Source organism: Nocardiopsis listeri NBRC 13360 (assembly GCF_001570765.1).
Taxonomy (GTDB): Bacteria; Actinomycetota; Actinomycetes; order Streptosporangiales; family Streptosporangiaceae; genus Nocardiopsis; species Nocardiopsis listeri.
This window is the reverse complement of record NZ_BCSH01000062.1, coordinates 39,869-49,207: the sequence shown is the minus strand read 5'-3', so window position 1 is coordinate 49,207 and position 9,339 is coordinate 39,869. Positions and strand designations below refer to the sequence as shown.

Annotated in this window: 10 protein-coding genes; 3 read left to right on the top strand and 7 right to left on the bottom strand. The window is 69.8% G+C overall.

What is annotated here, in order from left to right:
• Positions 1–143: 143 nt before the first annotated feature.
• Positions 144–1,004 (top strand): alpha/beta fold hydrolase, encoded by an 861-nt coding sequence (locus NLI01S_RS19015; protein ID WP_067606495.1) that lies wholly within the window; start codon positions 144–146, stop codon positions 1,002–1,004.
• A 35-nt stretch (positions 1,005–1,039) separates the two neighbouring features.
• Here the strand turns inward: NLI01S_RS19015 and truB are convergent, their stop codons facing one another.
• The 7 genes from truB to rimP all read right to left on the bottom strand — a co-directional run bounded on the left by truB (position 1,040) and on the right by rimP (position 7,933).
• A complete protein-coding gene (truB, locus tag NLI01S_RS19010) occupies positions 1,040–1,927 on the bottom strand; it encodes a tRNA pseudouridine(55) synthase TruB (protein ID WP_067606493.1) in 888 nt (295 codons plus the stop codon).
• 57 nt (positions 1,928–1,984) lie between these two features.
• Complete coding sequence (gene rbfA, locus NLI01S_RS19005) at positions 1,985–2,431, bottom strand: 30S ribosome-binding factor RbfA (protein ID WP_067606491.1); 447 nt, start codon at positions 2,429–2,431, stop codon at positions 1,985–1,987.
• A gap of 2 nt (positions 2,432–2,433) precedes the next feature.
• Positions 2,434–2,730, bottom strand: a complete 297-nt coding sequence (locus tag NLI01S_RS19000) for a DUF503 domain-containing protein (RefSeq protein ID WP_067606489.1) — start codon at positions 2,728–2,730, stop codon at positions 2,434–2,436.
• 86 nt (positions 2,731–2,816) lie between these two features.
• Positions 2,817–5,849: a translation initiation factor IF-2 gene (gene infB, locus NLI01S_RS18995; protein WP_067606487.1), complete on the bottom strand. Its 3,033-nt coding sequence runs from the start codon at positions 5,847–5,849 to the stop codon at positions 2,817–2,819.
• A 232-nt stretch (positions 5,850–6,081) separates the two neighbouring features.
• Positions 6,082–6,375: a YlxR family protein gene (locus tag NLI01S_RS25395; protein WP_084392710.1), complete on the bottom strand. Its 294-nt coding sequence runs from the start codon at positions 6,373–6,375 to the stop codon at positions 6,082–6,084.
• A 28-nt stretch (positions 6,376–6,403) separates the two neighbouring features.
• Complete coding sequence (nusA, locus tag NLI01S_RS18990; protein WP_067606485.1) at positions 6,404–7,426, bottom strand: transcription termination factor NusA; 1,023 nt, start codon at positions 7,424–7,426, stop codon at positions 6,404–6,406.
• Between the two features lie 24 nt (positions 7,427–7,450).
• Positions 7,451–7,933: a ribosome maturation factor RimP gene (gene rimP, locus NLI01S_RS18985; protein ID WP_067606483.1), complete on the bottom strand. Its 483-nt coding sequence runs from the start codon at positions 7,931–7,933 to the stop codon at positions 7,451–7,453.
• A gap of 355 nt (positions 7,934–8,288) precedes the next feature.
• Between rimP and NLI01S_RS18980 the strand changes: the two genes are divergently transcribed.
• Together NLI01S_RS18980 and NLI01S_RS18975 are read left to right on the top strand one after the other, a co-directional pair.
• Positions 8,289–8,798: a hypothetical protein gene (locus NLI01S_RS18980; RefSeq protein WP_067606480.1), complete on the top strand. Its 510-nt coding sequence runs from the start codon at positions 8,289–8,291 to the stop codon at positions 8,796–8,798.
• 29 nt (positions 8,799–8,827) lie between these two features.
• Entirely contained in the window at positions 8,828–9,274 is a 447-nt protein-coding gene (locus NLI01S_RS18975; RefSeq protein WP_067606478.1) for a ferritin-like domain-containing protein, read from the top strand.
• The last annotated feature ends 65 nt before the right edge of the window (positions 9,275–9,339 follow it).

Below are 9,339 nucleotides of genomic sequence, written 5' to 3'. Positions count from 1 at the left end.
GCCAAGCGACGCCCGACAACCCCAAGGCTCCCGACCCCAGACGCCCCACCGGCCACACCCACACCCCACACCCACCCCCTGGAATCACCCATCCAGGCAAAGTCGGGTTGGCTCGAAGCGGATACGCGGTTTACCGTGCCCGGATGGCGATGATCGGTACGAACGGCACCCACCTGTCCTACGAGGAGGCCGGGGAGGGGCCCGCGGTCGTGCTCGTGCACGCCGGGGTGGCCGACCGGCGGATGTGGGACCACCAGTTCGCGGAGCTGTCCCGAACGCACCGGGTGGTGCGTTACGACTGGCGTGGTCATGGGGGGTCGGCCGACCACGAGGGCCCGATCCCGCACCACGAGGACCTGCTGGGGCTGATGGACGCGTTGGGCATCGGAGAGGCCACCCTGGTGGGGGCCTCGTTCGGCGGTGCCTACGCGGTGGACGCGGCGTTGGCCGCGCCCGAGCGGGTGAACGCGCTGGCACTGGTCTGCCCTGGTATGTCCGGACACGAATGGCCCGAGGCCTTCGTCCGGGAGTCGCGGAAGATGTCCCTGGCCGCGGTGCCGCACGAGCGGCTGACGGTGTACCAGGCCGGCAACGCCTCCCCCGACCCGTCGGACGTGGCGGCGATGGCCGAGGCGCAGGGCCGGTTCATGGTGCTCGGAACAGGCCGATCACCCGAGGAAATGCCCTTGGAGGCCTGGGACCTGTCCCTGCTGATGCTGCGGGAGCTGTTCGCCCGCAGCTGGTCGAGCCCGCCCAACGAGAACCTGTGGCCCGATCCCCCGGCCAAGGGTCGACTGCACGAGATCACGGTGCCGACGTTGGTGGTCAAGGGCTTGTCCGAGATCCCTCAGATCCAGGAGGTCGCGGACCTGTACGCGGCGGGCATCGGTGACGCCGCCCTCCTGGAACTCCCGGAGACCGGACACCTGCCCTCCATCGAACGTCCCGGCGAACTGACCGCCGCCCTCGCCGGATTCCTCAAGGAACTCCCCCACCGTCCCTGAACGGCACGACCGGAAACGGAGGTCTCCGGATCGTCTCAGGCCGGGGTGAAGACGACGATCGGCTTCATGTGGCCGGGGCGGTTCTCGCCCAGCGCCACCACGCTGCCGTCCGGGGCGAACAGGCCCACCGGGCCCTCTCCCAGAGTGCTCTCGCCGATGCGGTTGCCGTGCCGGATCGCGCGGGTCTCGGTCTCGTCCAGGGTACGCACCGGGAACGCCGCCGCCACCGCTCGGGCCAGCGGAACCTGGGTGAACTCCCTGGCGAGTTCGTCCAGGGTACGGGCCTGGGACAGGTCGTAGGGTCCCACGCGAGTGCGGCGCAGGGCGGAGAGGTGGCCGCCCACTCCCAGGTCTACGCCCATGTCGCGCGCCAACGAGCGGATGTAGGTGCCGCTGGAGCAGGTGACGACCGCGTCCACGTCGACGAATCCGCCATCGGGGTCCGCCACGTGACGGATGTCGGTCACCTCGAACTCGGAAACGGTGACCTCACGGGCCTTGAGGGCCACTTCCTTGCCCTCGCGAGCCGACTTGTAGGCGCGCTTGCCGTCCACCTTGATCGCGCTGACCTGAGGTGGGACCTGTGAGATCACGCCGGTCAGCTTCGCGACGGCCTCCCGGACCTCCTCGTCGGTGACGGCGGAGGCGTCGGTACGCGCACCGGGTTCCCCCTCGGCGTCGTCGGTGTTGGTGAGCAGGCCCAGTCGGATGGTCGCCTCGTAGGTCTTCTCGGTCAGGGTCAGGTGACCGAGAAGCTTCGTGCCCTTCTCGATCCCCAGCACCAGCACCCCGGTGGCCATCGGGTCCAGGGTGCCCGCGTGCCCCACGCGTCGGGTGCGCGCCAGACCACGAGTCTTGGCGACCACGTCGTGCGAGGTCCAGTCGGCGGGCTTGTCAACGACCACGACGCCGCTCTCGGCCATGGTGCTCCTTCAAGGGAAAGGGGGCGGGACGGCGACCGACGCCGCCGTCCCGGGTGGTCACTCGTCCTCGTGGTCCTCGTCGTCCTCACGAGGGACCTTGTACGGGTCGGCCTCGCCCGCGGGCTTGGCTCCGGTGGCCCGCTGGGCCACCTCCTCGTCGGACTGACGCGCCTTGACCAGCAGTTCCTCGATGTGCTGGGCGTTCTCCTGCACGTCGTCGAGGACGAAGGCCAGGCTCGGCGTGTGCCGGATACCGGTCTGTTTGCCGACCTCGCTGCGGATCACGCCCTTGGCGCTCTCCAGTGCGGCCGCGCTGGCCGCCTTTTCGTCGGGGGAACCGAACACCGTGTAGTACACCGTGGCGTCCCGCAGGTCAGCGGTGATACGGGCGTCGGTCACGGTCACGAATCCCAGGCGCGGGTCCTTGATCCGCCGGTCCAGCATCTCGGCGACGATGCGCTGGATCCGGTCGGCGATCTTGCGCGCGCGTGCTGCGTCGACCATCGTCAGTCTTCCTCTTCGTTGAAGAGCCGCTGCCTGGCGGACAGCAACTCCAGTTCGGGACGGCCCGCGACGAAACGCTCGCAGGTGTCCATCTGGTCCCTGGCATGGGCGGCCGTGGGAGCGACCACCGCGACACCGATCTTCGCCCGACGGTAGAGGTCTTGGTCGCCCACCTCCGACACCGACACCGAGAACTTTCGGCGTAGCTCGGAGATGACCGGCCGGACCATCGAACGCTTCTGTTTGAGCGAGTGGACGTCTCCAAGGAGCACGTCCAGCGTCAACGCCCCAACGTACAAGTGATCACCTGTGGTGTTGTGCGAGCCGGCAAAGGTGGGGCCCCGGACACGATGGTCCGGGGCCCCAGGTGGATCAGTCCACACGACTAGTCGCGGGGCTTCTCCTTCATCTCGTAGGTCTCGATGACGTCCTCGACCCGGATGTCGCTGTAACCGACACCGATACCGCACTCGAAGCCCTCACGGACCTCGGTCGCGTCGTCCTTGAAGCGTCGGAGCGAATCGACGTTGAGGTTGTCGGAGATGACGACCCCATCGCGGATGAGACGCGCCTTGCTGTTGCGGCGGATGAGACCGCTGCGGACGATCGAACCGGCGACGTTGCCGATCTTGGGCACCTTGAAGACCTCGCGGATCTCGGCGCTGCCGAGCTGGACCTCCTCGTAGATGGGCTTGAGGAGACCCTTGACCGCGGCTTCGACCTCGTCGATGGCCTGGTAGATGACCGAGTAGTACCGGATGTCGACACCCATGCGGTCCGCCAGCTCGCTGTTCTTGCCCTCGGGCCGAACGTTGAAGCCGACGATGATCGCGTCCGCGGACGACGCCAGGTTGATGTCGTTCTGGGTGATCGCACCGACACCGCGACCGATGATCCGGATGCCGACCTCGTCGCCACCGGCGTCGATCTTGAGCAGCGACTCCTCGAGCGCCTCGACGGAACCGGACATGTCGCCCTTGATGAGGAGGAGCAGCTCGGAGCGCTCGCCCTCCTTGATGGCGGACTGCCAGTTGTCGAGGGTGACCCGACGGGCCGACTTCGCCTGCTGGGCGAAGCGCTCGCGCGCCTCCCGCTGCTGGGCGATCTGCCGCGCCACCCGGTCGTCCTTGACGACCAGGAAGTTGTCACCGGCGCTGGGCACGTTGGTCAGACCCAGGACCTGGACCGGACGCGAGGGTTCGGCCGTCTCCACGCTCCGGCCGTGCTCGTCGAGCATGGCGCGAACGCGGCCGTAGGCGTCACCACAGACGATGGAGTCACCGACGTTGAGCGTGCCTCGCTGGACCAGCACCGTGGCCATGGAACCGCGACCGCGGTCCAGGTAGGCCTCGATGGCCAGACCCTGAGCGTCCATGTCCGGGTTCGCCTGCAGGTCGAGCGCGGCGTCGGAGGTCAGGACGATCGACTCGAGCAGCGTGTCGATGTTCTCGCCCTTGAGCGCGGAGATGTCCACGAACTGGACGTCGCCGCCGTACTCCTCGGCCACCAGGCCGTACTCGGTCATCTGGGCACGCACCCGCTGCGGGTCTGCGCCCTCGACGTCGATCTTGTTGACCGCGACGACGATCGGCACCTCGGCCGCCTTGGCGTGGTCGATGGCCTCGGCCGTCTGCGGCTTGACGCCGTCGTCGGCCGCCACGACCAGCACCGCGATGTCGGTGACCTTCGCACCACGGGCACGCATGGCGGTGAACGCCTCGTGACCGGGGGTGTCGATGAAGGTGAGCTTGCGCTCCTCACCGTCCACGTGGGTGGAGACCTGGTAGGCACCGATGTGCTGGGTGATTCCGCCGGCCTCGCCACTGGAGACGTTGGTCTTGCGGATGGTGTCCAGCAGTCGGGTCTTACCGTGGTCGACGTGACCCATGACGGTGACCACCGGCGGGCGCGGACGAAGTTCGGCGGTGCCGCCCTCGTTCTCACCGAACTCGATGGAGAAGGACTCCAGGAGTTCGCGGTCCTCGTCCTCGGGGCTGACGACCTCGACCTTGTAGCTGAGCTCTTCACCGAGCAACTGCAGGGTCTCGTCGGGCAGCGACTGGGTCGCGGTGACCATCTCACCCAGGTGCATCATGACCTGGACGAGCGACGCCGGGTTGACGTCGATCTTGTCGCCGAAGTCCGAGAGCGAGGCGCCACGGGACAGTCGGATCGACTGACCGTTGCCGCTCGGGATCTTGACGCCACCGAAGGACGGTGCCGCAAGGTCGTGGAACTCCTGACGCCGCTGCTTCTTGGACTTGCGCGCACGTCCGGGACGACCGCCCGGACGACCGAACGCACCGGCCGTTCCGCCACCGCGGCCACGGCCGCCGCCACCGGGACGACCACCGAAACCACCCGGACGCGGACCGCCGCCGCCACCGGGACGCGCGCCGGTCGGGGCGCCGCCCCGACCGCGACCGCCGCCACCGGGACGACCACCACCGCCACCACGACCGCCACCCGCGGGCGCGGCCGGACGGGACGAGGGCATGTTCATCGGGCTGGGACGCGGGCCTCCGGGACGCGGAGCGCCACCGCCACCGCCGGGACGCGGAGCACCGGCGGCACCACCCGGACGCGGGGCGCCGGGAGCGCCACCGGGACGCGGAGCACCGGCGCCGCCACCGGGACGCGGGGCGCGGTCGCCCTGCGGGCCGGGACGCGGGCCCGGACGGGGACCGCCCGGACGCGGAGCGCCGCCGGTACCACCCTGGGGACCGGGACGCGGGCCCGGACGCGGAGCACCGCCGCCACCGGGACGCGGGGCCGGCTTGGACCCCATTCCGGAGGCGTTGGACGCGAACGGGTTGTTGCCCGGACGCGGGCCGGGACGGGGACCGCCCGGACGCGGGGCGCGGCCGCCGTCACGGCCACCACGCTCACCGCCACGCTCGCCGCCGCGCTGCGGCCGGTCGCCGCCACGCTGCTGGGAGCCCGCGGCCGGCTTCGGGCCCGGCTTCGGCGCGTCACCGCGCGGGGCCTTGGGCGCCGGCTTGGGGCCGGGCTTGGGCGCGGCCTCGAAAGTCGGCACCGCGGGCTTGTCGACCGGGGTGGACGGCTTCTCGGCGGCCGGCTCGGCCTTGGCCACCGGAGCCGCGGGCTTGGCGGCCGGAGCCGGCTTCGGACCCGGCTTGGGTGCGGGCCCCGGCTTGGGCGCGGGTCCCGGCTTGGGAGCCGCGGGACGCGCGGGGGCACCGGCGGAGGGCTTGGGGCCCGGCTTGGGAGCCGATCCACCCTTCTTGCCACCGTCGGAGCCATCGTTGAAAGCTTCTTGAAGGCGTCGAACGACGGGGGCCTCTATCGTGGAGGACGCCGAACGAACGAATTCGCCCATCTCGTTGAGCTTGGCCAGGACGGCCTTGCTCTCTACACCGAACTCCTTAGCGAGTTCGTATACCCGGACCTTCGCCACTACTCTCCTTCAGCTTCGGTCCGGGACAGGGGCTTGTGCCGGACCGTCGTTAGCTCGAGTTACTCATCGCTGCGTACTCATCAGGCGCTCATCGCAATCTCGACCTGCTTCCTCATCGCTACACAACAATGGGCCGGCTCATGCGTGCCGACACGGCACAGCACGCCGACCTCGGTCTCTACAACCTCGAGGTCGGCCCAGACATTCCAACCCTATCCGGATAGCGGCGCGCTCAGCCACCTGGGGCGTCGTCGAACAACGACGCCACACGTGAGACGTCCCACCGAGTGGGACCTCCTCCGCTCCGGCTCCGGAAGGCGCGTGACCACGCCCTTCGGCGCTCCGCTAGTTCGAAGCACCTGCGGTCGTGGTGCAGATAGGCTCCGCGCCCCGGATGTCGACCTCGGGTGTCGGGCTTGATGGCCGTGCCCTCGGCCACCAGCCGCACGAGGTCGGACTGGACTGTCCGCGACCGACAACCCACGCACGTTCGCACGGGACGGTCAGGACCGTCTTCGGCCACCATATCGTGTCGGGGCATGGTCGTGACCCGTTCAGCCGGCCGAAGCGGTGTCGTCGGTGTCCTCGGCGGGGCCGTCGACCTCTTCTTCAAGGGGGCGGGCGGGCTCCGCGTCGGAGCGGATGTCGATGCGCCATCCGGTCAAACGCGCGGCCAGTCGGGCGTTCTGGCCCTCCTTGCCGATGGCGAGCGACTGCTGGTAGTCGGGAACGACGACGCGTGCCACACGCGCGGCCATGTCGAGGATCTCCACCGAGTTGACCCGTGCCGGGGACAGCGCGTTGGCGACGAACACGGCGGGGTCCTCGGAGTGGTCGACGATGTCGATCTTCTCCCCGTGGAGCTCGGCCATGACGTTGCGGACACGGCTGCCCAGCGGACCGATGCAGGCGCCCTTGGCGTTGACGCCGCCCCGGTTGGAGCTGACCGCCATCTTGGTGCGGTGACCGGCCTCACGGGCGATGGCCGCGATCTCGACGGTGCCGTCGGCGATCTCGGGCACCTCCAGCTCGAAGAGCTTGCGCACCAGGTTGGGGTGGGTACGCGACAGGGTCACCGAGGGACCGCGCAGTCCCTTGCGCACCTGGACCACGTAGGCGCGCAGGCGCTCGCCGTGGGTGTAGTTCTCGGTGGGAACCTGCTCCTGCGGGGGCAGGATCGCCTCGATCTTGCCGAGGTCGACCAGGACGTTGCGCGGGTCCTTGCCCTGCTGGATGATGCCCGACACGATGTCGTGCTCGCGGCCGGCGAATTCGCCCAGGGTCAGTTCGTCCTCGGCGTCGCGCAGCCGCTGCAGGATCACCTGCTTGGCGGTGGAGGTGGCGATGCGACCGAACCCGGTGGGGGTCCCGTCGAACTCGCCGACGGCCACACCCTCCTCGTCGGTATCGGTCACCCAAACGACGACGTGGCCGGTGGAACGGTTCAGTTCCACTCGTGCCTTCTTCTCAGGGCCCTCCTCGCGGTGGTACGCGATCAGGAGTGCGTCTTCGATCGCCTTGGCGACCAGTTCGACGGCGATGTCCTTCTCGCGCTCCAGGCTGCGAAGGACGCTCATGTCAATGTCCACGGGGCTCCCTCTCTAGTCCGCCGCGTCGGTGTCGGCTTCGCGACGGAATTCCACCTGGACCTTGGCCTTGGCGATCTTGTCGTAGGCCAGGGTTCGGGACCGACCCTTGACGTCCAGGGTCACGCCCTGGTCGTCGGACTCGGTCACGCGTCCGGTGAGGTCTCCGCCCTCGACGAGGTTCACCTTCACCAGGCGACCGCGGGAGCGGCGCCAGTGGCGGGGCGTCGTCAGCGGACGGTCGACCCCTGGCGAGGTGACCTCCAGGACATAGGGCGTCTCACCCATGACGTCGGAGGCGTCCAGCGCCTCGTTGACGTCCTGGCTGATCTCGCCGACCAGGTCCAGGTCGACCCCGTTGTCGGAGTCCACGACCACGCGCAGCACTCGACGTTTGCCCGCCGGTGTCAGCTCGACGGCCTCCAGGTCCAGCCCGGCCTTGGCCAGGACCGGCTCCAGCAGCTCGGCGATGCGCTCTTCCCGCGCCTGCGCTCCCATGCGTGTCAGCCCCTCAAAACGGCGAAATCCCGCCCGCTCGGCCGTGAGCCGTTGAACGGGGCGGTCCAGCTCTGTACGTAGTCCTCTTCCGCTTTCGCGTCGGACGCGAAAGCGCCGCACGTCGCGCACGACGGCGGTTGTCGTGCAAGGGTATCCACTCCCGGGCCTCCTCCAGGTCGCCCCGCTCCTCGGGGCGTGCCCTCGGGTGTGCACGCAGGCCGATCTCCCCTTTCCCGCGGGGAGGAAGCGGACCGGCCTCGACGCCTCGACCGGCGTGGAAAGATGGGTCCCGACCGCCGCTCGACGGCGGGGCCGTCGACACCGCCCCGGGCGCGGGGCAGGGGAAGGAGACCGCGTGCAGGGGAACGTCAGCCGCCGCACTGTGCTGGGCGTCACGGTGACAGGTGTCGTGGCGGCGGGCGCCGTGGCCGGTCTGAGCGGGTGCGGCACGGCCGACTGGTATCCCTACGACGTGACCCCGGACGTGTCCGTCCTGCGCTCCCTGATCCGGGAGAAGGAGCGGACGGTGGTCCGGTACGAACAGGCGTTGGCCGACGGGGTGGGCCCCGGTGACCTGTTGGAGGGGTTCCGAGAACACCACCTGGCCCACCTGGACGCGTTGTTGGAGGCCCTGCCCGAGGGAGTGGGCCCCTCAGCGGAACCGGAGGAGGCCGAGGGATCGGGTGGGACGGAGACCGATCCCGGTCCGCCCTTGGACACCTCGGGGCTACGGCTGGTCGAGGTCGCGGCCTCGTCGTCGCGCCTGGACCAGGCGGCGGCCGTGACCGACCCGGGACTGGCCCAGCTGGTGAGCGCGATCGGTGCCTGTGAGGCCGTACACGCCCATCTGCTGGACGAGGCCTGAGGGCCCATCGACATAGGCGAGGTAGTCAGGTGAGCGAGACCCCCACCCCAAGCGAGGACACCGACCCCACGGCCGAAGCCCTGGCGGAGGCGCTGCGCGCCGAGCACGCGGCGGTGTACGGGTTCGAGTTCGTCGGCGGCGCCGCCGGTGACCAGGGGCGGCGCGAGCGCGCGTCCACCGCCGCACTGGAGCACAAGGCGCTGCGGGACGCGCTGCGCGACGCCGCCGCCGAACGCGACCTGGAGGCACCGCCCGCCTTGCCTTCGTACCCGATCCCGGAAGGTCGCGACGGGGACGGCATGGACACGTTCGCGGCCGAACTGGAGGGCGCCACGATGGAGGCGTACCTGTGGCTGACCTCCTCCGGTGACACCGACCTGCGCGTCACCGCCGCGCGGGCCTTGCAGGAGTCGACGCTGCGCTCGCTGAAATGGGGCGCCGAACCCGACGCCTTCCCCGGCTTCGAGAGACCTTAGTGACGGGTGGACCCACGCGGGAGGGGCTCCCGTGTGCAAGCCGGGAGCCCCTCTCCGTGCTCGAT

Bases quoted from the DNA above. Each gene is read 5' to 3' on its own strand.
- NLI01S_RS19015 (WP_067606495.1), top strand. From the start codon at position 144: ATGGCGATGATCGGTACGAACGGCACCCACCTGTCCTACGAGGAGGCC.
- truB (WP_067606493.1), bottom strand. From the start codon at position 1,927: ATGGCCGAGAGCGGCGTCGTGGTCGTTGACAAGCCCGCCGACTGGACC.
- rbfA (WP_067606491.1), bottom strand. From the start codon at position 2,431: ATGGTCGACGCAGCACGCGCGCGCAAGATCGCCGACCGGATCCAGCGC.
- NLI01S_RS25395 (WP_084392710.1), bottom strand. From the start codon at position 6,375: ATGGTGGCCGAAGACGGTCCTGACCGTCCCGTGCGAACGTGCGTGGGT.
- nusA (WP_067606485.1), bottom strand. From the start codon at position 7,426: ATGAGCGTCCTTCGCAGCCTGGAGCGCGAGAAGGACATCGCCGTCGAA.
- rimP (WP_067606483.1), bottom strand. From the start codon at position 7,933: ATGGGAGCGCAGGCGCGGGAAGAGCGCATCGCCGAGCTGCTGGAGCCG.